Genomic DNA, 23,887 nt, shown 5'->3' on the forward strand with positions numbered 1-23,887 from the left:
GCAAAATGCTAACGCTAAGTTTAATAATTATTTTAATGCATCAATTCTACCTTTAACAGCATCTAACATTTCAACATATTTAACTCTTTTTTCTTTTTCTCCTAAAACAACTTTTTCAGGGGCTTTAGCTACGAAACCTTGATTTGAAAGCTTTTTATCTATTCTTTCAATTTCTCCTTCTAGCTTCTTAAGCTCTTTATTTAATCTTTCAAGTTCCTTTTCTCTATCAACTAGATCAAGTAATGGCATGAATAATTCTCCACCCTTTACAACTAATGATACTGCATTTTCTGGAACTTCTTTTTTATCTTCTATAAATGATACATTTGAAGCTGATGCTAATTTTTCAATGTAAGCAGCGCCTGCCATAAATGCATCTTTAGCTTCATTTGATATATAACACATAACATTTGCTTTTCTTGATGGTGGTACATTCATTTCCGCTCTTAAGTTTCTTAGATTCTTAATTGCTTCTATAACAAATGCCATATCTTCTTCAGCCTTAACATCATTTAATTCTTCCTTAAATTCTGGCCAAGCTGATAGAGTTATAGTTTCTTCCTCTTCATTTAAATGAGTAAATATTTCTTCTGTTATAAATGGCATTACTGGGTGAAGTAATTTAAGTCCTGATTCTAAAACAATAAATAATACATTATAAACTATTCCCTTCGCCTTTTCATCTTCTCCGTATAATACAGGCTTAACTAATTCTATATACCAATCACAGAATTCTGTCCACATGAAGTCATAAACCTTTTGAAGTGCAATTCCAAGTTCAAATTTATCCATGTTTTCTGTAACTTCTTTAATTAAAGTATTTAAATTTGAAAGTATCCATCTATCTGCTAAACTATACTCTTTGCAATCTTTATATTTATTCATTAATTCTCTATCAAGGTTCATCATAACAAATCTTGAAGCATTCCATATCTTGTTTGCAAAGTTTCTTGCTGATTCAACTCTTTCTGGATAATATCTTATATCATTTCCTGGTGCATTACCAGTAACAAGCATAAATCTTAAAGCATCTGCACCATAAGTATCTATAACTTCTAGTGGATCTACTCCATTTCCTAAAGATTTACTCATTTTTCTGCCTTCAGAGTCTCTTATTATTCCGTGTATTAATACATTTTCAAATGGAGTTTCTCCCATGTTATGTATACCACTAAATATCATTCTTGCAACCCAGAAGAATATAATATCATATCCAGTAACTAATGTATTAGTTGGATAGAAGTATTCTAAGTCTTCAGTTTTATCTGGCCATCCAAGTGTTGAGAAAGGCCATAATGCTGATGAGAACCAAGTATCTAAAACATCTGTTTCTTGTTCTAAATTATGACTTCCACACTCTTCACATGTAGTAATTTCTCCTGTTGATACGTTTATATGTCCACAGTCATTACAGTACCATACTGGTATTCTATGTCCCCACCATAATTGTCTTGATATACACCAATCTTGTATATTTTCCATCCAGTTAAAGTATGTCTTTTCAAATCTTTCAGGAATGAATTTTGTTTTATCATTCTTTACAACTTCTATAGCAGGATCTGCTAATGATTGCATCTTTACATACCATTGTTTTGATATTATAGGCTCTATTACAGTGCTACATCTATCATGAGTTCCTACATTGTGGGTATGGTCTTTTACCTTTACTAAAAGTCCTAGGTCTTCTAAATCTTTAACCATAGCTTTTCTAGCTTCATATCTATCTAACCCTTGGTATTTTCCGCCTTTTTCGTTTATAACTCCCTTATCGTCCATCACCCTTATTTGAGGTAAGTTGTGTCTCTTTCCAACTTCAAAATCATTAGGATCATGTGCTGGAGTTATTTTAACTGCACCTGTACCAAATTCTATATCAACGTATTCATCACCAACTATAGGAATCTCTCTATTTACTAATGGAAGTATTAAAGTTTCTCCTATAAGATGTTTAAATCTATCATCATTTGGATTAACTGCAACTGCTGTATCTCCAAGTAAAGTTTCTGGTCTTGTTGTAGCAATCTCTAAGAAACCTTCTCCATTTTTTAATGGATAATTTATATGCCAGAAGTGTCCTGCATGCTCTTCATATTCTATTTCTGCATCTGATAGAGCTGTTTGACATTTAGGACACCAGTTAGTTATTCTATTTCCTTGGTATATAAGACCTTCTTTATATAACTTAACAAATACATATTTAACTGCTTTATCTAAATGTTCATCCATTGTAAATGCTTCTCTTGTAAAGTCAGCTGAGCATCCCATCTTTTTAAGTTGAGTTCTTATTCTTTCTCTATATTCATCAGTCCATTCCCAAACCTTTTCAAGGAATGCTTCTCTTCCCATTTCTTTCTTCTTAAAACCTTTTTTTAGAAGCTCATTTTCAACTTTAACTTCTGTTGCAATTGAAGCATGGTCTTGACCTGGAAGCCAAAGCGTTTCAAATCCTTGCATTCTCTTAAATCTTATAAGCATGTCTTGAAGTGTATTGTCAAGTGCATGACCTAAGTGTAATTTTCCTGTTATATTTGGCGGTGGCATAACGATTGAATATGACTTCTTATTCTTATCAACCACTGGCGTAAAGTACTTCTTTTCTTCCCAAGTTTTATAAATTCTATCTTCAAATTCTTTTGGATTATATGTTGTTTCAATATTTCTTATATCTGACATATAAAACTCCTCCTTAAAATTAATCTATTTAAATAAAAAAAGAGCTTTCATCCATAAAAGGACGAAAGCTCGTGGTACCACCTTTATTCCTACAGAGATTTATAATTAAATCCCTATAAGCTCTTAATTAAAATAACGACCTAGACAGACCGTCTTTAGCTACTATAATTTCACTAAAGAAGCTCAAAAGCTACCTTCAAAATATTTCATATAAAGGGCTCTCACCTTTTCCCTTCTCTCTTTGATATTTCCTATTTTTACTCCTCTTTCTCATTGCTTTTATTATATTATTTAAATATTATCTTATATTAATAATTCTTTTTTGTCAAATTATTAATATAAATTTATTGATGAAGAGTTGCGCTTGCTTCTTCAAATGATTGTTGTGGTTCTTCAAAGATTTCCACAACCTCTCTTTCTATTTTATTTTCTTCTTCTTTCACTTTCTTAAATGCAACTGATAGCATAAGCTTAATTCTATTAACTTGATTTACAACTGAAGCACCTGGGTCATAATCCACAGCCACTATATTAGCAGTTGGATAATTCTTTTTAAGTGCTTTCATCATGCCTTTACCTGTAACATGGTTTGGCAGACAAGCAAATGGTTGCATACAGACTATATTATCTGCACCACTCTTTATAAGCTCTATCATCTCAGCTGTTAAAAACCAGCCTTCTCCTGTTTGATTTCCAAGTGAAAGTATCTTTGAAGCCATCTTTCCAAGATGTTTAATATTTTTTGGAGCCTCAAATCTATTACTCTTCTCCAATGCTTCATTCATTGTTTTCCTATAGCTTTCCATATATTTCATAGCAAGCATGCTTAAATCTCTTGAAGTTCTACTAAATGCTAAATATTTATGCTTAAAGTCACTATCATATGCTGAGTAGAAGAAGAAGTCTAAAAGATCAGGCACAACAGCTTCTACTCCTTCACTTTCTAAAAGACTAACAATATCATTATTTGCAGTTGGGTGATATTTAACTAATATCTCACCAACAACACCAACTCTTGGCTTCTTGATATCTAATAATTCTAACTCATCAAACTCTCTTATAAGATCTTTGATATTTCTATTAAACTCTCTCTTGCTTCCATTTCTAACATTCTCTTTTGCTATCTTATTCCACTTTTCATAAAGCATATTAGCAGATCCTTTAATCTTTTCATAAGGTCTTGTTCTATATAAGACTCTCATAAATAAATCACCATATACAAGTGCCATTAATGCTCTCTTTATAAGCTTTAACGTTATTTTAAATCCTGGTTGCTTTTCAAGTCCTACTGCATTTAATGAAAGAATAGGAACATTGCTAAATCCAGCATTTTTCATTGCAAGCTTTAAGAATCCAATATAATTTGTTGCTCTACATCCTCCACCAGTTTGAGAAATTATAACTGATGTATTATTTAAATCATACTTACCTGATTTTAAAGCCTTTATAATTTGCCCAATTACTATTATTGAAGGATAACAGGCATCATTATTAACATATTTTAACCCCTCTTCAACTGCACCTGGATCACTAGATGGAAGTATCTCTATATTATATCCAGCAGCCTTTACAGCTTCCTCTAATACATCAAAATGTATTGGTGACATTTGTGGACACAATATTGTATGATTGTTTTTCATTTCTTTAGTAAATACAGGGTTCTCATAAGCTATATTCTTAACTACAGGCTTATAATTATTTCTATCTCTCTCTTCAATTGCTGCTTTTAATGATCTTATTCTTATTTTAGCAGCTCCTAAATTATTACCCTCATCTATTTTAAGAACAGTATATATCTTACCCTTCTCTTCAAGAATCTCATTTACCTGATCTGTAGTAACAGCATCTAATCCACAACCAAATGAATTAAGTTGAATCATCTCAAGAACTTCAGAGTCTCTAACATAAGCTGCTGCTCTATATAGTCTTCCATGATATGTCCATTGGTCTACAACTCTAAGAGGAGCATGTAATTCACCTAAGTCTGATATACTATCCTCTGTTAATACCGCCATTCCAAATGAAGTTATAACATCTGGAATTCCATGGTTTATTTCTGGATCTATATGATATGGTCTTCCTGTTAATACTATACCTTTTTTATTAGTCTTCTTAAGGTATTCTACAACTTCTCTTCCTTTATTTTTTATATCATTTCTATAATTTTCTCTTTCAATATATGCTTTAGTTACAGCATCCCTAGCTTCTTTAATAGTTATTCCAAAATCTTTAAATTCTTCAACTATTCTCTTAGCTAATACCTTCTCATCATCTAAAGAGAAGAATGGTGCTATATATTTTATATTTTTTTCTAAAAGAACATCCATATTATTTTTAATTACCTCTGGATATGAAGTAACCATTGGACAATTATAATGATTTGTTGAATCACTAAATTCTTTCTTTTCATATGGTATACATGGATAGAATATTGTATCTACTCCATTTTCTATTAAAGCCATTATATGTCCATGTACAAGTTTAGCTGGATAACACGCTGATTCTGAAGGTATAGTATCAATACCTTTTTCATAAAGCTTTTTAGATGAAACTGGTGAAGATACAACTCTAAATCCTAGCTCTGTAAATAATGTAAACCATAATGGATAATTTTCATACATATTTAAAACTCTAGGAATTCCAATTGTTCCTCTTTTAGCCTCTTCTTTCTTTAATGGCTTATACCCAAATGTTCTTTTGAATTTATATTTGTAAAGATTTGGAACTTCTTTTTTATTAATATGTATTCCAAGTGGTCTTTCACATCTATTTCCTGAAATAAATTTCTCATTTGTAGAGAATGTATTTTCAGTAAGAAGACAATTATTTCCACAAAGTCCACATCTTCTAAATTCTGAAGTCATCTTAAAATCTTTAACTTGCTCTTTTGGTAATATTGAAGATTTCTCTCCTTCTACATACCTCTCCTTTGAAATTAAAGCAGCTCCAAAGGCTCCCATAAGCCCTGCAATATCTGGTCTTACAACTTCTCTTCCTGATATCTTTTCAAAACTTCTTAAAACAGCATCATTATAGAAGGTACCACCTTGAACTATAATTTTTTCTCCCATTTCTTTTTCATCTCTAATCTTTATAACTTTATATAAAGCATTTTTGATTACTGAATATGAAAGTCCTGCTGATATATCTCCAACAGAAGCTCCTTCTTTTTGAGACTGTTTAACCCTTGAGTTCATAAAAACTGTACATCTTGATCCTAAATCAACTGGTGAATTAGAGAATAATGCAGCCTTTGCAAACTCTTGTACTTCCATTCCAAGGGACTTACCAAAGGTTTCAATAAATGATCCACATCCTGATGAACATGCTTCATTTAAAAGTATACTGTCAATTACTCCACCTTTAATCTTTAGACACTTCATATCTTGACCACCAATATCAAGAATAAAATCTACTCCAGGTAAGAAGTATTCAGCAGCTTTATAGTGAGCAATTGTCTCTATTTCACCAAGATCCATATGAAGAGCTGATTTAATTAATGCTTCTCCATACCCAGTTACTGTAGCTTTTGCGATTTCTACTCCCTTTGGAATATTATCGTAAACATCATTCATTATATTAACTATTGTTTTTAGAGGATTCCCCTCATTACTTCCATAAAATGAATATACTATTTCTCCACTTTCATTAATTAATACAACTTTAGTTGTTGTAGATCCAGCATCAATTCCTAAAAACACTTTTCCTTTAGTATCTTTTAATTCTGCTCTCTTAGCTTTTGCCTTATCATGTCTATCTTTAAATGTTTTATAATCTTCTTTACCTTCGAATAAAGAAGGTAATCTTTCTATAGCATCATCTTTAGCATCGCCTATTTTATTAACCTTATCTATTAACTCCTTAAATGAAACTGAAGCTTCTTCACTTGATAAAAGTGCTGCACCCATCGCAACAAATAACTGTGAATTATCTGGAAATATTATTTCGTTTTTTGTAAGTCCTAAAGTCTCAATAAACCTATTTCTAAGTTCTGATAAGAAGTATAGTGGTCCCCCTAAGAAAGCAACATTTCCTCTTATTGGCTTACCACAAGCTAACCCTCCAATAGTTTGGTTTACTACCGCTTGAAGTACTGAAGCTGCTATATCTTCTTTTTTTGCTCCCTCATTTATAAGAGGTTGAACATCAGTCTTAGCAAATACTCCACATCTTGAGGCTATTGGATATATTACTGAGTGTTCTTTTGCAAGATCATTAAGTCCTGACGCATCAGTATTTAATAATGCTGCCATTTGATCTATAAATGCTCCTGTACCACCAGCACAAGTCCCATTCATTCTTTGCTCTATTCCACCTTTTAAATAAGTGATTTTAGCATCTTCCCCACCAAGTTCAATTGCGACATCAGTTTGAGGAATAATATTCTCAATAGTCTCAGTACAAGCTATAACTTCTTGAACAAACTTAACATTAAGCCATTCAGAAACTGAAAGCCCTCCTGATCCTGTAATAGTTACTGTAACCTTTCTATTTCCTATTTTCTCATAACACTCTTTCATTAGCCCAATTATAGTATTCTTTATGTCTGAGTAATGTCTTCTATACTCAGAATATACAATAGCATCACTACTATTTAGCATTACTAATTTTACCGTAGTTGATCCTACATCTAACCCCAATTTATAATTGTTCATTAATTTTACACCTACTTATTTCATTTTAAATAAAACACCTATATATGTATTATATATTAACTTACTATCAAATCAACATTTTATACAAAATTATAGTTCTAATTATTGAAAATTTAAGATTACGTTTAATATTTTTTAAGATTTTAGTATATTTTTGGTAAAATGAGAATATATTATAAAATCTATGTACATACTGTTAATGTAAAGATTTTTTTCTATTTAAGGTTAATATAATTTATCTTATTTAACCTTAGAAAAAACTTTGTTTTTCTTAAGGAGGAAATATGAATTACTTTAGTGAAGCAAATAGATTATATAATACTAAGGAATATGAGAAAGCAATACAATTTTATAAAAAAGCAGTAGAGTACAAAGAAAATGAAGCTTGCTCTTATTACAATTCAGGAGTTTGTTTTATTAAACTAAAAAACTACAGTGAAGCAATAACTATGTTAAAAGAAGCTCTTAATCTTCAGAGAGATAGCAAATACTTTTTTAATCTTGGTTATTGTTATGCTATGCAAGAAAATAATAATAAAGCTTTAATATATTTTAATATGTCTTGGGCTTTAGATAATAAAGATAAAGATTGCGAAAAAGCCATTAATTTAATCCTTTCTAAATTAAAAAAAGATTAGCATAAACTTATGCTAATCTTTTTTTATATTACCATTCTCCAGCAATACTTTTTTGTCTGTGATCTTTATCAAAATTCTTGTTATCAAAGTAATTTCCTGCAATATAGAATGTTGGATCTACTTTAATCCATTTATTTTCGTCCTTAAGATAAACTTCATTCCATGCGTGGCTTATATATTCTTCTCCATTATAAGCATCACCCATAACCATTCTAACATTTAATCCTACAGCTCTACACATTGCTACATACAGGCAAGCATAATCAAAACATATACCTTCTCTCTCTTTAAACGCAGGTATAGCTCCACTATTTTTAACATTGTTGCTACTCATTACCATATCAGCTTTATTGTAATCATACCTTATATTACTTCCTACCCACTTATATATTGATTTTGCTTTTTCTCTATCAGTTTTATCTCCTGCTGTTATTTCTTTTGCTTTTTTATCTATTTCACTATTTGATTTTATTCCCTGTTCTAGAGTTACACCATTATAATATATAATAGTAGACTTTGATATATCCTCTACAAGTCCGCTTTTTATTTTACCAATCTTCTGCTCATCAATAAGTCTTGTAAGTTTATTGTACATGTTTAAATTTGAAAAAGTATCTATCTGCTCTCTCGGTGATACACATCCATTATAAGTTACAACTGCAATTAGAATACATAATACAACTAATACTCCTCTTATAATTCCAAGTACAGTACTAAGTACAAAGAGTAAAAATCCACTTACTGCTCCTCCTTCATTGAAATTAAAATCAAAAATTGAATTAATGAGCTTAAGCACTACATAAATAATCCACTTAACAACAAAAAATATTATAATAAATATTAATACTTTTATTAATCCATTAAGTGTTTGCTCTGGACTTATCTTTAATAAAAATTCATCCACTTTACTATTAAAAAAATTATAAAATGTGAATATCACAAAAAAACTTAATACACTTGCTATACTTCCTATTATGGCTGTTATTACTTCATATAAATTTCTACTTATCATAGAATTTTTTATGCTTGTTATGAGCATAAAAGCCATTATTATAAAAATGATTATTTGTGCTAAATTGAAGTTCATATTATTCTCCTTTATACTTTAAATAAACCTCTCTAATACACTCTTTTGCTATATCATAATCATACCCTCTACCTAATAAATATCTTGTAATCTTATTTTTTATTTTAAAATCATCAGATTCTCTCTTTATTATAGACAGATATTTTTTTTCACATAACTCAATTGCACGTTTAATCTCATCATCTCTGTCTAGCTCCTCAAAAACTTCATCTATTAGATACTTATTAATACCTTTTTGTAATAATGCATACTTAATCTTATTTTTACCTTGATTTTTTATACGATCTTTAACAAACATCCTTACAAATTTTGAATCATCTATAAACCCATATTCTTTTAAAAATTCAACTGTTTTCCCTATAGTTTCTTCATCAAATTCTTTTAAGATCAACTTATCTCTAATTTCTTTTTCAGTTTTGTAACTTCTCTCTACAGTTCTAAGAGCTGTTTCTTTACATTTCGATAGATTCTCTAAAATAGATATCTGAAGAAGTTTTTCTCTATCAACTTCTTCCTTTTCCCTTAACCCAAATTTATAAACTATTTCCATATTCACAGAAAAAGCATATTCATCATCTATATAAATATTTGCTCTATCCTTATTTCTTTTACCAGCTTCTATTTTTGTTATTTTACTCAACTTTACTCACCTTGTCTATCTCTTCTTAAAATATGAATTGTAGGATCTTTTAAAACCTTTGAAGCAACTTCATAAACTTGTTTCTTCTCTATTTTATTTATCCTCTCCATATCTTTAACAAATTCTAATACATCTTCATCTTCAAGTTCTTGATGTAGTACATAATTACAAAGATCTGCTGAATCTTCAAGAGTTGATATAACTGCTGTTTTATGAACTTTCTTCATTATCTCTAAGTCCTTATTTTGGAATCTTATCTTCCCTACATGTATATCATTTATAACGCTATCTATAGCAATCTTTGCTTCTTCTACATCCTCATCACCCACTGATGTGTATATATAAAGAACCTTAGAATCTTTGCTTATATCTAAATGTGTAAAAATATCATAAGCAAGGCCTCTATTCTCTCTAACTTCTCTAAATAATAAAGAATTTGCACTTTCACCTAATCTATGATTTAAAATTCTTAAAGAAAGTTCATCTTCTTTCTTTAAGTCATTAAATGTATATAGATATACTATTGTGCTTTGTTCAATTTCATTTTTATAACTTGTAACTTCTACTTTTTTGTTCTTCTCTAAAATTACATTCTTTTTTCTAAAATTACTTTTTTCCCACTTTCCAAAGCTATTTTCTATTAATTTAAGAGCTTTTTCATGTTCAAAAGAAGATACTATTGTAACTACTGAATTATTAGGACCATAATTTTCATTGTAAAATGCTAATAAATCTTCTCTCATAAAATTATTAACATTTTCCTCTATACCTATAACATCATATCTTAAATGGCTTCTTTCAAATGCTACTTCATCAGTCTTCTTAAAGCTTAAATCTTCTATATCATCTTTACTAGTTCTTATTTCTGCAAGTATTACACTTCTTTCTTTTTCAATTTCTTCTAATGGGAAATTAGATTTTACTAACATATCCCCTAGTAATACCACTCCATTTTCAATTTCTTCTTCTAAACAACTTATTGTATAGACAGTTGAATCATAGTCTGTATAAGCATTATATTCCCCACCTAAACATTCAAGTTCTTCATTTAATTCTTCATTAGTTCTTGAACTTGTCCCTTTAAATAACATATGTTCAATAAAATGACTAATACCTTTCTCATTCAACTCTTCATACATAGCACCAATACCTACTCCAACATTAACAGATGCTATCTTAGTGTCCTTTTTTACTGTTATTACTTTAAGACCATTTTTAAGCATAGTCTTTTTTATATCAAAATTTAATTTAACCATATTCATCTCCTATTTGTAATTTAATTACAACCTTTAATATAATATGTTTTGAGAAATAATACAATACAAACCTTATAAACTATTTAAATATTTTTATATTTGTATATAATGTAATTAAGTATTTTTTTAACAGGGGGTTAAACAACATGAAAAAATCTATACTTATAGTAGAAGATGAATTAAAAATACGCTTTTTAATTAGAGACTATTTTTTAAAAGAAAATTTTAATATATATGAAGCTGAGGATGGAGAAATTGGATTAGAAGTCTTTTCAAGAGAAAAGATTGATTTAATAATTTTAGATATTATGATGCCAAACATGGATGGATTTACATTTCTTGAAAAAATACGTTCTGTATCATCAGTTCCTGTTATTCTTTTAACCGCTAAAGCTGAAGAGGAAGATAAACTTCAAGGATATGAATTTGGAGCAGATGATTACATGACGAAACCTTTTAGTCCAAAAGTTTTAGTTGCTAAAAGTAAAGCTCTTTTAAAACGTACGAGAAAAGATGTTGATTCAAGTTCTCAAGACTTTAATGGTCTTATAATTAATAAACTTTCTCATGAAGTTAAAGTAGATAATGAAATAATATCTCTATCTCCAAAGGAATATGAACTTCTGTTATATCTAATTTCTAATGAAGGAATTGCTCTTTCAAGAGATACTATATTAGATAATGTATGGGGAATTGATTATTATGGTGATATAAGAACTGTTGATACAAATATAAAAAGACTTCGTGAAAAGCTATTAAATAAATCTAGTTATATAGTTACTGTTCGTGGTAGTGGATATAAATTTGAGGTGAAATAATGAAAGAAACTTTATCTAAAAGATTATTTATTATAACATCTATCTTTCTTGTATCTTTTATGGCATTAACCTTAATTTTTCAAACATTTATTTTTGAGGATTTTTATGAGCGTAAAAAAACTAAAGCACTAACAAATGAAATTGAACAATTTTCAATAGAAAATTCTTTTCAAATTAGTAATCCAACAAAACTTTATTCTGCACTTAAAAATTTTGAAGATACTAATAATTCGAAAATAGCTATCTTCTCAGTAGATGGTAAACTTAGATATATATCAAGTGATCTTCAAAATGATAAAGATGATATAGAAATGCTTACAGAATTTTGTTCTTCCTTATTAGATAGCAAAGATATTTTATTAAAATTATTTACTAATAATAAGCCAATATCAACTACATTTTATACAAATAATCATACTGATAAAAACATAGGCGTTGCGGCTCCTATGTCAATCAATAGTAAAAATGATTCTATAGTATTATCAGTATCATCTATTCAACCAATTATTGAAGCTAGTAATGTAATAAGTGAATTTTATGTTTACATATTTATAGGCATATTGTTTATCTGTTTAATAATTTCTTCTATCTTCTCTAGTTTAGTTACTCATCCTCTTAAAAATATTAATCATGTTGCAACTAAAATGTCAAAGATGGATTTTTCAGAGAAATGTGAAACTAATAGAGATGATGAAATAGGAAATCTCGCTAAAACTTTAAACTTCTTATCTACTAATTTACAATCCTCTTTGGATGATCTAAAAGAAAAGAATAAGAAGCTTGAACAGGATATTGAAAAAGAACGTAAACTTGAAACTATGAGAAAAGATTTTGTAGCTAGTGTAAGTCATGAACTTAAAACTCCTATTGGAATTATTGAAGGATATGCTGAGGGAATAAAGGATGGAATAGTATCAGGCCATGATGAACTTGTTTATTTGGAAACAATAATTGATGAATCTCAAAAAATGAGTAAGCTTGTTTCAAATATGTTGGAACTATCAAAGCTTGAGTCTGGTGTAATCAAGCCACACTTTGAAGTTTTTAATATTAACAGATTAATAAACAAAGTAGTAAATAAATTAAAACCAGATTCTAAAGAAAGAAATTTAAATATGAATTTCATCCCCAAAACAGATTACTCTTATATAAATGCTGACATATTTAAAATGGAGCAGGTTCTTACTAATATTATTACTAATGCAATAAAGTATACTCCTGAAAATAATAATATTATAGTAAGTATTTCTACTGTAAATGAAGATTACTTTAGAATTTCAGTATTAAACACTGGCGCTTCAATACCTGATGGTGAAAATATAAACCTATTTAATAAATTCTATAGACTTGATAAATCAGGAAGTAGAAGAAATAATAGTACAGGACTTGGGCTTGCAATAGTTAAGAATATACTCGATTTACATCACTTTACCTATGATTTAAGAAATGTTCCTAACGGTGTCCTATTTGAATTTTTCTTAAAAAAGGCTCAAATTGATGATGTTGGAGAAGAGATATAATAAATAATTTTAATAATAAATTAAGGACTGCTTAATAAGCAGCCCTTTTATTTTATAGAAATGTAATTTTAAAATACTGTATCATTAGGTTTTATATAAATAACCCCATAAAACCTTAGATAATTTGTATGTTAGATTAATCCCCCATCTATTCTGATTATTTGTCCCGTTAAATAAGATGAATCATCTGTACATAAAAATATTACACACTTTGCAATTTCACTACCACTTCCAAATCTCCCCATAGGTATTTCTTCCTCTAAGGATTTTCTTTCCTCACCTTGTAAAAATGCATTCATGTCAGTATCTATTACTCCTGGTGCTATGCAGTTTACTCTTATATTTGAAGGTGCCATTTCTTTAGCTAATGCTTTAGTAAATAAATTCAGTCCTCCTTTTGATGCTGAATATATAACTTCACATGATGCTCCAACCTCTCCCCACATAGAAGATATATTTATTATATTGCCACCTCTTCCAACCATATGAGGTACCCCATGCCTTGTTATATACATAGCTCCTTTAAGATTAACTCCTATAATGTTATCTATATCTTCCTCACTTGAATCCATAAAAAGTCCTAAGCTACTTATTCCTGCATTATTAATTATAATATCAATAGTTCCAAATTTATTTATAGCTGCATCTACTACATTTTTTGCACCTTTAAAACTTTTAATATCCTCTTTCACCTTTATAGCATATCCACCAAGTTCCTTTATTATATCTATAGTTTTATTTGCACCTTCTTCATCCTTTGAATAGTTTATTAAAACATTCGCACCATTTTTTGCAAGCTCTATTGCTATATCTCTTCCTATACCTCTAGATCCCCCTGTAACAATTGCTACCTTCCCTAATAATTTGCTCATTTAATTACTCCTTACTGCATTCCTTTAGTACTCTAATTATATTTTTATAAAATATCTTTTCTATTTCATAATAACTAAACCCTTCTTTTTCAAGATAGTTAGCTAGTTTATTCATTTCACTTGTATCTTTTATTTCAACTTCATTTTCAATTCCATCAAAATCGCTCCCCAATGACAGAACATCTATTCCACCTATATTTCTTATATGTTTTGCATGCAGTACTAAATCATTAATAGATGTTACTTTATTTTCTCCAACAAAATCATTACAGAAATTTAATCCCATAACACCACCTTTTTCTGCTAAAAGTTTTATCATATCATCTGTTAGATTTCTTGGATGGTTCATTATCCTTCTTGAGTTAGAATGAGTTGCTATAAAAGGTTTTTTACATATGTTTACTAAGTCGTAAAATCCTTGATCCGATAAATGTGAAGCATCAGGTATTATCCCTACTCTTTCCATTTCTTGAACTATTTCTATTCCTTTATCTTTCAAACCCATATCTTTATATTTAAAATTATAATTCGGGTATCCTATGCTGTTTTCATAGTTCCAAGTTAATGTTATCATTCTTATACCTAAATCATAAACTTCCTTAACCTTATCTATATCTCCCTTTAGAACTTCACCTTCTTCTATTGATAAAAAAGCACCTACTTTTCCTATTCTTTCTGCCTCTTTAATCTCTTTTAGATTTCTTACTATTTTTATGCTATCTGTATTTTTATTTACTTCCTTCATAAAATTTTTGTACATATCCATAAATCCTATAAATGGATCACTCACTTCATCTAGGTCTAAGAAAAAAGCAAATACTTGAGCAAGAGCCCCTCCTTTTTTAAGTTTTTCTATATCAACCTTGCATATACTATTACCTAATGGTAATTTTTCATTTAACATTCTATAAGCTGTATCACAGTGTAAATCAATATATTTCATAATTCCTCCAATAAATGTATAAGATATTATTTATATTATAACATTTATTTCTCAACAAATTTTAAATAAGATTCAACTCTCTCAGGTCCTGCCAAAAAACTCCTTCTTATATATAAATTATTTTCATTTCCAACTTCTATACTCCATTTTACTACTGAAATAAGACCCTTATTAATTTCTAAAGATGTTATACTATTAGGAAGAACACAAGAACCATCATTAAAATAAAGTCCCTCTCCGACTTTTGGGAATTTAACTTTATGTGTATGTCCACATATCAATAATATTTTATTCTTATCTGACCACTTTCCAAGTTCTTTATCAATTTTACTTCCTTTTTTATAGCTATTTGCTGGACTATTTGGAGCTTTAAATCCAGCAACTCCTTCTAAAAATCTCCATAAATATCTTACTAGAAATCTACTTACACAACTTAATTCATCATTCATTAAATCTAATTGATGTCCATGAGCTACTATACCTTTTTTATTTGATGGTATAAAATTCAGTACAAGACCCTCATGAAATTCTATATTTTCTATAAGATTCAAGAAATTTTCTCCAAAGTTATCTCCAATTTTTTTAAATCTATTTCTATGAATTATTTTAAAATTTCTATTTTTTTTCATCTTATCATGATTTCCATATAACATATATAGCCTCTTATCTTTATTGAATCTATTGTATATACTAAATACATCTTTATAATTATAGGCTATATCTCTACAGTCTTTATTTTTCCATAACTCATCTCCATCTCCAATCTCAACTAAAGTATACTCTTCTTTATAATAATAATTTATAGCTGCTAAATATATATTCTTATTGACTATAAGTGAATCAGCAGATCCTCCATCACCTCTATGAACATCACTTATAAATACAATTTTAGAATTTAAGTCTATATCTAAGACCTCTGCATTTTGCAATATTTTTTCAAACTTTTTCTTTCCCATATCTATCTCTTTATAATTATTTTGCAGTATTATTATATTCATGAGTTTATTCTCTGATAGTATAAATGAATAGTAAATTTGTATCTTTCTTTAACCTGCAATTAAATATACTATCTATACTAATAAATTTTAGTTGCCTAAGAAAAGAAAAAGTCAGGTAGTATTCTACCTGACTTTAAACTTATTTATACATTCTATGTTTTGAGCTTAACTTTTTAACTCTTTCAATTAACTCTTTAGATCCTTCTTCTCTCTTATCTATTAATTCATTAATTATTGAAGCAATTTCTTTCATATCTTCTTCCTTATATCCTCTAGTTGTTACTGCTGCTGTTCCTATTCTTACACCTGAAGTAACAAATGGACTTCTTTGTTCATTTGGAACCGTATTTTTATTTAATGTAATTCCAATTGAATCTAAAAGATGCTCTGCTTCTTTACCAGTTATATCTTTATTAGTTAAATCTACTAATATTAAATGATTATCAGTTCCTCCTGATACAAGTTTAAATCCATAATTAACAAGTTCTTCACCTAAAACTTTGCAGTTCTTAACAACTTGATTCATATATTCTTTAAAACTTGGATCTGATGCCTCATTAAAACATACAGCTTTTGCAGCTATAACATGCATTAATGGACCACCTTGCATTCCTGGGAATATATTTTTATCAATATCTTTTGCATACTTTTCTTTGCAAAGAATTAGTCCTCCTCTAGGTCCTCTTAAAGTCTTATGAGTTGTTGATGTTACAAAATCAGCATAAGGAACAGGTGACATGTGTATTCCTGCTGCAACAAGCCCTGCAATATGAGCCATGTCAACCATAAAGTAAGCTCCTACTTCATCACATATCTCTCTAAATCTTTTAAAATCTATCGCTCTTGAATAAGCACTAGCACCTGCAACTATCATTTTAGGCTTATGCTCTAAAGCAAGTTTTCTTACATTATCATAATCTATAACCTCAGTGTCTTTATCTACTCCATATGAAACAAAGTTAAATAATTTACCTGAGAAATTTACTGGTGAACCATGAGTTAAATGTCCTCCATGGCTTAAATCCATTCCAAGTACAGTATCTCCTGGATTTAATACAGTAAAGTATACAGCCATATTTGCTTGTGATCCAGCATGAGGTTGAACATTTGCATGCTCTGCATTAAATAATTTTTTTGCTCTTTCTCTTGCAAGTTCTTCAATTTCATCAACTACATAACATCCACCATAATATCTTTTATTTGGATAACCTTCTGCGTACTTATTTGTTAAGTATGATCCCATAGCTTCCATAACTGATTCACTTGCAAAATTTTCTGATGCAATTAGTTCTATCCCCTCTTCTTGTCTTTCAACTTCCTTCTCAATTAAATTATAAATTTCTTCGTCTTTTTTTGATATTTTTTCAAAATTCATATTTCCACCCCAATTTCTTTTAATTATAAAAATTATAAGTTCTTAACCAATATTTTTCAATCTTTTTTCTTAAATTTCCTAAATATTATTTCTCATATTTATATATTCCATTCATATAATTTTACTTCTTTTAACATTATAATCTCTTTAATATATGATATAATACTCTTGGTAATTGATTTTGAGGTGGTGATATTTTGGATGTAAATAAATTACTTCATTTATCCACATATGCAGGTATTATAATGCTTCAAAGTGGAGCAGAAATATACAGAGTTGAGGAAACTATATGTAGAATATGTGAAGCATATGAAATTGATGAAGCAAATAGCTTTGTTACTCCAACTGGAATTATGGTATCTCTAAGCTATAACGATCAAACTTACTCTATAGTTAAAAGAGTAAATCTAAGAGGAATTGACTTACATAAGATTGAAAGAATAAATGATTTATCAAGAAGAATAGCTGCTTTTAAACCATCCCTTGAGTCAATAGATAAAGAACTTAATGATATAAATAATACAGCAAGATATTCCATGCCTGTTACACTAATGTTTTCAGGACTCGCTGCTGGATTTTTTTCAATACTTTTTGGGGGAAACTTTAGGGATTTAATTGCAGCCTTTTTTATAGGTGGCTTTATAAAATATCTAGCCTCATTATTTACAAAAATGTCGTTAAATGAATTCTTTATAAACACTATTTGCGCTGGAGTATCTGCTGCATTTGCAATATTATTTTTAAACCTAGGGTTCATAAGGAATATAGATGAAACTATAATCGGAGCTATAATGATTTTGGTTCCTGGTCTTGCAATTACAAATGCTATACGTGATACTATAGCTGGCGATTACTTAGGTGGAATTATAAAGGCTAGTGAAGCTTTTATAGTTGCAATTGCAATAGCTGTAGGTACAGGTAGTGTCATAAGCTTCTGGCTTAAGGTTTTAGGAGGTGTTTAATATGACTATTGCCCTACAAACCATATATGCATTTATAGCGACTTTAGGATTTGGAATAATTTTTAATATCCATGGAAGAAACTTATTTTTTGCAGCAATCGGTGGAGGTATAAGCTGGTTTGTTTATGCCTTAGGACTTGAAGCTCATTTTTCAACTACAACAAACTTTTTCTTATCTGCAGTAGTTTTTAGTACTTATTCTGAAATACTTGCAAGAAAATTAAAGACCCCAGTTACTACTTTAGTTGCCTGTGCACTAATTCCTTTAGTTCCTGGTTCTGGAATGTATTATACTATGTATCAAGCTGTTACTGGAGATGTTATGCAATCCCTTGAACTTGGAATTAATACCTTAGCTAGTGCGGGAGCATTAGCACTTGGGGTTATATTTGTGTCAACTATAACTAGACAATACTATAAAGTAAAACTTAAAAGTAAAGTAACGCTTAAAAAGTTTCAAAAAATTAAAAAGATTGAGAAATAATTTCTCAATCTTTTATTTATTCTAATCATCAATTAAAATCATATCAATACTACATAATTTTTCACTTAGCTCATCTATATCAATAATTTCATCAAATTCACTTGATGGATATTTTATATTAATTCTTGTATTAACATAATTATCTAATGCTTTTTTAGCTTTACCAAACTCACAAAGTTCAATTCTCAGAAGACACTCCATAAAATATAGATCTCTAAAATCATCATATTTTTTAGTATAAGTTTTTAAAAATTCTTCTTCCTCCTTATACATTTTTAGTTGATGGAGAGCTTTGCTTCTATTTATTATAAGTCTTGGTATCAACTCTACTATATATTTATTCTTTTCTTCTTTAATTTTTGTTATAGCTTCATCATAATTTTCTAAAGCATTCTTAAAATTTCCAATTTTTCCAAATTCATTACCCAGTCTAAAAAAGTAATATATATCTTTTTTTTCATCTTCATAATTTTCAAGTATTAAAATATTCCTCTTACTCTTATTATCAACATCTACTAAATTCTTATCATTTCCATAATGAAAAATTTGAGTATCACTAAATGATAAGGCATCCTCACCATAATTTTTTATAATACTATCTTTAACAGTCTCTTGTATTTTCCCTTTAAATCTTATGGCACTATCATTTCTAAAAAGTCTTATAGAATTATCTATGGATCTTCTTTTTCCATCTATAAATGAGACTACTCTAAGACTTATTCCCTTATCTTTTTTATTATCTTTTATATAATTAAAAATTCTTCTTTTCCCTTCATCATTTATTATCTCATCACAATCTAATACTAAAATCCATTCTCCCTTAGCTTTTTCTATAGATATATTTCGAGCATAGGAAAAATCATCTATCCATTTTTCTTTATATACTTTTCCTCCATATGATTTTACAATATCCATACTTCTATCAGTAGATCCTGTATCTACAACTATTATCTCATCAACCATATCTTTAACACTTTCTAATGCATTTCCTATTGTTTTTTCCTCATCTTTACATATCATACAAAGACTAATTAAAGCCTTTTCCATAATAAAACCCCTCTCAATCTTTAATTTTGTATTACATCTAAAAAAGTTATGTAATATTCCTCATATATTATAAAGATATTAATCACCATGGTAATTTATGTTAAATTATTTTATGATTATAAAAAATAATATTCAGTAAAAAAGACTTCAGTTTAAATAAACTGAAGTCTTTTATAACTAAAATCCTAATGGAATTCCAAATGCAAAGAATCCAATTAATAGAATTGTCCAACATATTAAGAATCCAACTGAATATGGGAACATTAATCTGATCATATCTCCTAATGTATATTCCGGCTTATACTTTCTCATAAATACAAGTATTATTCCAGCATATGACATAAGTGGAGAAATAACATTTGTCGATGAATCTGCTAATCTATATGCAGCTGATACAAACTCTGGAGTCAAGTTATTGTTAACTTGATATAACATTGGAATAAATATAGGTCCAAGTAACATCCATTTTGATGTTAGTCCACCAACAAATAGATTTATTATTGAAGTTATTATAATAAATCCTATTAAAAGAACTATTGGATATTTATCTATACCAAGTCCTTGAAGGAATGATGCTCCTAAATATGTTATATAAGTTCCAATATTTGAGTAACTAAGCAATGCTAAGAAATTATATGAGAAGAATGTTAAGACTAAAACATATCCCATTCCACCCATTTGTTTTGACATAGCTCTTACTATGTCCATCGCATTATTAAACTTACCTACCTTTCTACCATAGAATAATCCTGGCATAAAGAATAAGAATGTAATTATTAATATAACATTATCCATAAACGGATTAACTTTTGCTCCATCTTCTCCTATAAAAGGTGCTAATGGCCCAAAGTAAAGAATTGCAACTAAAACTAATCCTATTAAAAAACCAAATCCTGCAAATTTTAATCCTTTATTTTCTTCAACCTTAACTGAGAAATCTGATAAGTCCATATCTTCTGGAACAACATACGTTTCCTTTTCTAATCTTGGTTTTATAAATTTAGCAGTAATAAAGTATCCAACCATTGATAACAAAACAGTTGATGCTACTATAAATATATAATGCATTGTAGCAGGATTTAATGCTTGTCCACTTTGTGATAAAAATGGAACACCTTGTCCCTCTGCAAATATCTTAGCATTATTACCAACTATAACATCAATTGGAGTTCCCGGTATTAAGTTAGCACTAAATCCAGCTGATACCCCAGCAAAAGCAGCTGCCATACCTATTAATGGATTTTTCTTTAATCCAACATATAATAGTCCAGCAAGTGGTATTAATATTATGTATCCAGCATCTGTTGCAATACTACTCATTATTCCTAAGAAAACTAAAACTACAGGTAAAAATTTATCTGATACTTTAAGTCCTATTTTCTTAATTAATGTAGTTAATAATCCTGACTCTTCTGCAAGTCCAACTCCAAGCATTACAATAAGTATTGTTCCTAAAACTCCGCCACCATAAGCAAGCCAGTTATTTAAAAGTGCATTATCAAATATCCATCTAAAATTTTCTGCTTGGAACATATTTTTTATTTCATAAGCAACTGTTCCACCATCTGCACCTAAAGTTTCAAATTTTATTCCACCCATGAATATAGTTGCAGTAATTACTATTGCATATAATACCATGAATATTATTACTGGATCTGGTATCTTTTTCCCAACCTTTTCAATAAAAGACCCTTTTTGTTTTTTCCCTTCTTTCATTTCTAAACCCCTTTTCCTTGTTTATTATTTAGACATATTATTATTAATTTATTCATAATTTCTTTTTAATTATATCATCTTTATTTCTATATTTAAAATTTAAAGTATTTTTTACCTCTTCTTTATGACTTTCTTCGTAAATTCAATATTTTTCCTCGATTAATTAACATTTTATTAAAATCACTTCAACTTTATTATTAATTCATTATCAGACTTATTTTATTACATATCTATTTTTCGCACATTTTTTATTTTTTGTATCTATATGGCGGACATATTTTTCATAAAAAAATACCTCTTTATTCTTTTTAGAATAAAAAGGTATTTATAATTTCTTAATAATAATATCTTAATTGTTATTAATTTTATTTTTATGATAATTATATATATAAAATGGAACCCCTATAAGCATTAATATAAAGCCCCACATTACAGTTTCTGCACCTGATCCATATATTGTCCATATTGAATATATGAAAGCTAAAATTGGAACTATAGCTTTTGTTATGAAAATCTTAAAGTTAAATTCTTTTGCACCTTTAAACATTAACATTATTTCTGCTGCTGATGTTAAAAGGTATATTGGTAAAAACGAAAGTGTTGCAAGTATAGTTATAAATGTAAATGCTGAAACCATACTCTTTTGGAAATTCATAATTAATAATATATTTACTAATATTGATCCCACTATTAAAGCATTTGCAGGAGTACCATATTTAGGATGAAGTTTTCCAAAAAATTTAGGGAATACTCCATCTTCTCCAGCTGCAAAAGCAACACGTGCAGTTGAAAGAAGCCATCCTATAGTTGTTCCAAGTATACATATAACTACTGCAATTGTAATTGGTTTACCAATTGAACTACCTAAAATCTTGCTTAATATATCAGTAAGAGGCGCTTGGCTATTTGCAAGTTCTCCGTTTGGCATAGCACCCATGCTCGCTACACTAATTAACATATAAATTACAGCTGCTATTATCATTCCATAAATTGTACTTTTCTTAACATTTTGCTCTGGATTCTCTATTTCTCCAGCAGTAACAGTTGCACTTTCAAGTCCTACAAAAGCCCAAAGTGTTGATGTTGCCGCAAGTGAAATTGTTGAAAATCCTTTCCCATCTGGAATTAAAGGCATAATATTTGCTACATCAAAGTTTAGGAAAGCTACTATTATAAATATAGCAAAGAATGCAATTTTAAATACAGTTGCTATAGTTTGAAGTTTCCCAGCCTTTTTAACCCCAATAATATTTATTATAGTAAAAAACCATAAAATAGCACTTGTATATATTATTGAAATAAATGGGTCCCGTAGTGCTGGAATAACTGCTGAACTATAGCTTGAAAGTGCTACAATTATAGCTGCATTTCCAATCCATGAACCATTCCAATAAAGCCATGCACTTAAAAATCCTGTAAATTCTCCAAATGCTATTTTTGTATATTGATATGCTCCACCTGTCGTTGGATACTTTGATCCAAGATTTGCAAAAGATATTGCTATTAATATGGATCCAGCTGATGTTATAATCCAAGCAATTATTGTTGCAAGTGGTCCTGAAAGTTGTGCTAATGTTGCAGGAAGCATAAATACACCAGATCCAATCATATTACCACAAACAAGCATGGTGGCCATAAATAGACTAATCTCTTTTTTTAAGTTTCTTTCTTCCAATTTGTCCCCTCCCAATTTTAGAGTAAAAAAATAAGCCCAAAAGAGCTACTGTCTTTGAGCTTGTATATATCTACTACAAACGCAAAGATAGCTCACCACAATTTCTTATGGCAGTTTTACACATATTCTATGTAAACCCAGTATATAATCTTAAAGCATTAATTATATACTTCGGCAACAATACCTTTTATATTAACTCAAAGTGCTTTCCTCATTAATATTACTTATTATTATTGCGACCTCTATCTTACCCGATTCATTATATTATGACATTGTAATTTTAGACAAAATTTCAGAAAATGTCAAATAATTTTTAAGTCTATCAAATCCCTGTAGTTATCATATTCTAAAAGTTTTCATTAATTTATAAATTCCTAATGATCAAATTAATATATTCCATAATTCAACTTACATTTCTTTGATACTTTGTTTATTTTTATTATTTTCCAATTCTATAATTTTATTTCAATATATAATAAATTAATTATCTCTTATGATTTTTTCTTTAACTTTATAAATTGAATATAT

At 28.9% G+C, this 23,887-nt stretch carries 17 protein-coding genes, 1 riboswitch and 1 other annotated feature; of the genes, 5 read left to right on the forward strand and 12 right to left on the reverse strand.

Going from position 1 to position 23,887, the window contains the following annotated elements; translation table 11 throughout:
• Window positions 1-27: 27 nt before the first annotated feature.
• Together JOC62_RS05790 and JOC62_RS05795 are read right to left on the reverse strand one after the other, a co-directional pair.
• Window positions 28-2,673: a valine--tRNA ligase gene (locus tag JOC62_RS05790; protein ID WP_204594277.1), complete on the reverse strand. Its 2,646-nt coding sequence runs from the start codon at window positions 2,671-2,673 to the stop codon at window positions 28-30.
• 54 nt (window positions 2,674-2,727) lie between these two features.
• Window positions 2,728-2,956: a binding site (T-box leader), on the reverse strand.
• A gap of 61 nt (window positions 2,957-3,017) precedes the next feature.
• Window positions 3,018-7,328: a 2-hydroxyacyl-CoA dehydratase gene (locus tag JOC62_RS05795; RefSeq protein ID WP_204594278.1), complete on the reverse strand. Its 4,311-nt coding sequence runs from the start codon at window positions 7,326-7,328 to the stop codon at window positions 3,018-3,020.
• A 284-nt stretch (window positions 7,329-7,612) separates the two neighbouring features.
• On the opposite strand from JOC62_RS05795, the gene JOC62_RS05800 reads away from it, so the two are divergent.
• Window positions 7,613-7,966, forward strand: a complete 354-nt coding sequence (locus JOC62_RS05800; protein ID WP_204594279.1) for a tetratricopeptide repeat protein — start codon at window positions 7,613-7,615, stop codon at window positions 7,964-7,966.
• Between the two features lie 28 nt (window positions 7,967-7,994).
• Here the strand turns inward: JOC62_RS05800 and JOC62_RS05805 are convergent, their stop codons facing one another.
• Genes JOC62_RS05805 through JOC62_RS05815 form a run of 3 tightly spaced genes read right to left on the reverse strand, consistent with a single transcriptional unit; the run spans window position 7,995 to window position 10,949 of the window.
• Window positions 7,995-9,053 (reverse strand): transglutaminase domain-containing protein, encoded by a 1,059-nt coding sequence (locus JOC62_RS05805; protein ID WP_243425025.1) that lies wholly within the window; start codon window positions 9,051-9,053, stop codon window positions 7,995-7,997.
• A gap of 1 nt (window position 9,054) precedes the next feature.
• A complete protein-coding gene (gene recX / locus JOC62_RS05810; protein ID WP_204594280.1) occupies window positions 9,055-9,693 on the reverse strand; it encodes a recombination regulator RecX in 639 nt (212 codons plus the stop codon).
• A gap of 2 nt (window positions 9,694-9,695) precedes the next feature.
• Window positions 9,696-10,949, reverse strand: coding sequence for a M16 family metallopeptidase (locus JOC62_RS05815; protein WP_204594281.1), 1,254 nt, complete (start codon window positions 10,947-10,949; stop codon window positions 9,696-9,698).
• A 146-nt stretch (window positions 10,950-11,095) separates the two neighbouring features.
• On the opposite strand from JOC62_RS05815, the gene JOC62_RS05820 reads away from it, so the two are divergent.
• Both JOC62_RS05820 and JOC62_RS05825 read left to right on the forward strand, forming a co-directional pair.
• Window positions 11,096-11,767, forward strand: a complete 672-nt coding sequence (locus JOC62_RS05820) for a response regulator transcription factor (protein ID WP_204594282.1) — start codon at window positions 11,096-11,098, stop codon at window positions 11,765-11,767.
• On the forward strand, window positions 11,767-13,287 hold the full coding sequence (locus JOC62_RS05825) for a HAMP domain-containing sensor histidine kinase (protein ID WP_204594283.1): 1,521 nt from the start codon (window positions 11,767-11,769) through the stop codon (window positions 13,285-13,287). The genes JOC62_RS05820 and JOC62_RS05825 overlap by 1 nt, the downstream gene beginning before the upstream one ends.
• Before the next feature lie 131 nt (window positions 13,288-13,418).
• On the opposite strand, the gene ymfI is transcribed toward JOC62_RS05825, so the two are convergent.
• The 4 genes from ymfI to JOC62_RS05845 all read right to left on the reverse strand — a co-directional run bounded on the left by ymfI (window position 13,419) and on the right by JOC62_RS05845 (window position 17,475).
• Window positions 13,419-14,159: an elongation factor P 5-aminopentanone reductase gene (gene ymfI, locus JOC62_RS05830; RefSeq protein WP_204594284.1), complete on the reverse strand. Its 741-nt coding sequence runs from the start codon at window positions 14,157-14,159 to the stop codon at window positions 13,419-13,421.
• Window positions 14,160-14,163: 4 nt separating this feature from the next.
• Window positions 14,164-15,102 carry a dipeptidase gene (locus tag JOC62_RS05835; protein ID WP_204594285.1) on the reverse strand — a complete coding sequence of 313 codons (939 nt, stop codon included), beginning with the start codon at window positions 15,100-15,102 and terminating at the stop codon, window positions 14,164-14,166.
• A gap of 44 nt (window positions 15,103-15,146) precedes the next feature.
• On the reverse strand, window positions 15,147-16,058 hold the full coding sequence (locus JOC62_RS05840) for a metallophosphoesterase (RefSeq protein WP_204594286.1): 912 nt from the start codon (window positions 16,056-16,058) through the stop codon (window positions 15,147-15,149).
• 181 nt (window positions 16,059-16,239) lie between these two features.
• Window positions 16,240-17,475 (reverse strand): serine hydroxymethyltransferase, encoded by a 1,236-nt coding sequence (locus JOC62_RS05845; RefSeq protein ID WP_204594287.1) that lies wholly within the window; start codon window positions 17,473-17,475, stop codon window positions 16,240-16,242.
• Between the two features lie 197 nt (window positions 17,476-17,672).
• On the opposite strand from JOC62_RS05845, the gene JOC62_RS05850 reads away from it, so the two are divergent.
• Together JOC62_RS05850 and JOC62_RS05855 are read left to right on the forward strand one after the other, a co-directional pair.
• Complete coding sequence (locus JOC62_RS05850) at window positions 17,673-18,437, forward strand: threonine/serine exporter family protein (RefSeq protein ID WP_204594288.1); 765 nt, start codon at window positions 17,673-17,675, stop codon at window positions 18,435-18,437.
• A gap of 1 nt (window position 18,438) precedes the next feature.
• A complete protein-coding gene (locus tag JOC62_RS05855; protein WP_207758152.1) occupies window positions 18,439-18,921 on the forward strand; it encodes a threonine/serine exporter family protein in 483 nt (160 codons plus the stop codon).
• 21 nt (window positions 18,922-18,942) lie between these two features.
• On the opposite strand, the gene JOC62_RS05860 is transcribed toward JOC62_RS05855, so the two are convergent.
• The 3 genes from JOC62_RS05860 to JOC62_RS05870 form a co-directional block, all read right to left on the reverse strand.
• Window positions 18,943-19,968: a glycosyltransferase family 2 protein gene (locus JOC62_RS05860; RefSeq protein ID WP_204594289.1), complete on the reverse strand. Its 1,026-nt coding sequence runs from the start codon at window positions 19,966-19,968 to the stop codon at window positions 18,943-18,945.
• Between the two features lie 177 nt (window positions 19,969-20,145).
• Window positions 20,146-21,684 (reverse strand): AbgT family transporter, encoded by a 1,539-nt coding sequence (locus JOC62_RS05865; RefSeq protein WP_204594290.1) that lies wholly within the window; start codon window positions 21,682-21,684, stop codon window positions 20,146-20,148.
• Window positions 21,685-22,033: 349 nt separating this feature from the next.
• Window positions 22,034-23,359, reverse strand: a complete 1,326-nt coding sequence (locus JOC62_RS05870; RefSeq protein WP_204594291.1) for an APC family permease — start codon at window positions 23,357-23,359, stop codon at window positions 22,034-22,036.
• 80 nt (window positions 23,360-23,439) lie between these two features.
• Window positions 23,440-23,612, reverse strand: a riboswitch (Lysine riboswitch).
• Window positions 23,613-23,887: the final 275 nt, after the last annotated feature.

Source organism: Clostridium sardiniense, from assembly GCF_016907995.1.
Classification (GTDB): domain Bacteria; phylum Bacillota; class Clostridia; order Clostridiales; family Clostridiaceae; genus Clostridium; species Clostridium sardiniense.

Bases quoted from the DNA above. Each gene is read 5' to 3' on its own strand.
- JOC62_RS05790 (WP_204594277.1), bottom strand. From the start codon at position 2,673: ATGTCAGATATAAGAAATATTGAAACAACATATAATCCAAAAGAATTT.
- JOC62_RS05795 (WP_204594278.1), bottom strand. From the start codon at position 7,328: ATGAACAATTATAAATTGGGGTTAGATGTAGGATCAACTACGGTAAAA.
- JOC62_RS05800 (WP_204594279.1), top strand. From the start codon at position 7,613: ATGAATTACTTTAGTGAAGCAAATAGATTATATAATACTAAGGAATAT.
- JOC62_RS05805 (WP_243425025.1), bottom strand. From the start codon at position 9,053: ATGAACTTCAATTTAGCACAAATAATCATTTTTATAATAATGGCTTTT.
- JOC62_RS05815 (WP_204594281.1), bottom strand. From the start codon at position 10,949: ATGGTTAAATTAAATTTTGATATAAAAAAGACTATGCTTAAAAATGGT.
- JOC62_RS05820 (WP_204594282.1), top strand. From the start codon at position 11,096: ATGAAAAAATCTATACTTATAGTAGAAGATGAATTAAAAATACGCTTT.
- JOC62_RS05825 (WP_204594283.1), top strand. From the start codon at position 11,767: ATGAAAGAAACTTTATCTAAAAGATTATTTATTATAACATCTATCTTT.
- ymfI (WP_204594284.1), bottom strand. From the start codon at position 14,159: ATGAGCAAATTATTAGGGAAGGTAGCAATTGTTACAGGGGGATCTAGA.
- JOC62_RS05835 (WP_204594285.1), bottom strand. From the start codon at position 15,102: ATGAAATATATTGATTTACACTGTGATACAGCTTATAGAATGTTAAAT.
- JOC62_RS05840 (WP_204594286.1), bottom strand. From the start codon at position 16,058: ATGGGAAAGAAAAAGTTTGAAAAAATATTGCAAAATGCAGAGGTCTTA.
- JOC62_RS05845 (WP_204594287.1), bottom strand. From the start codon at position 17,475: ATGAATTTTGAAAAAATATCAAAAAAAGACGAAGAAATTTATAATTTA.
- JOC62_RS05855 (WP_207758152.1), top strand. From the start codon at position 18,439: ATGACTATTGCCCTACAAACCATATATGCATTTATAGCGACTTTAGGA.
- JOC62_RS05860 (WP_204594289.1), bottom strand. From the start codon at position 19,968: ATGGAAAAGGCTTTAATTAGTCTTTGTATGATATGTAAAGATGAGGAA.
- JOC62_RS05865 (WP_204594290.1), bottom strand. From the start codon at position 21,684: ATGAAAGAAGGGAAAAAACAAAAAGGGTCTTTTATTGAAAAGGTTGGG.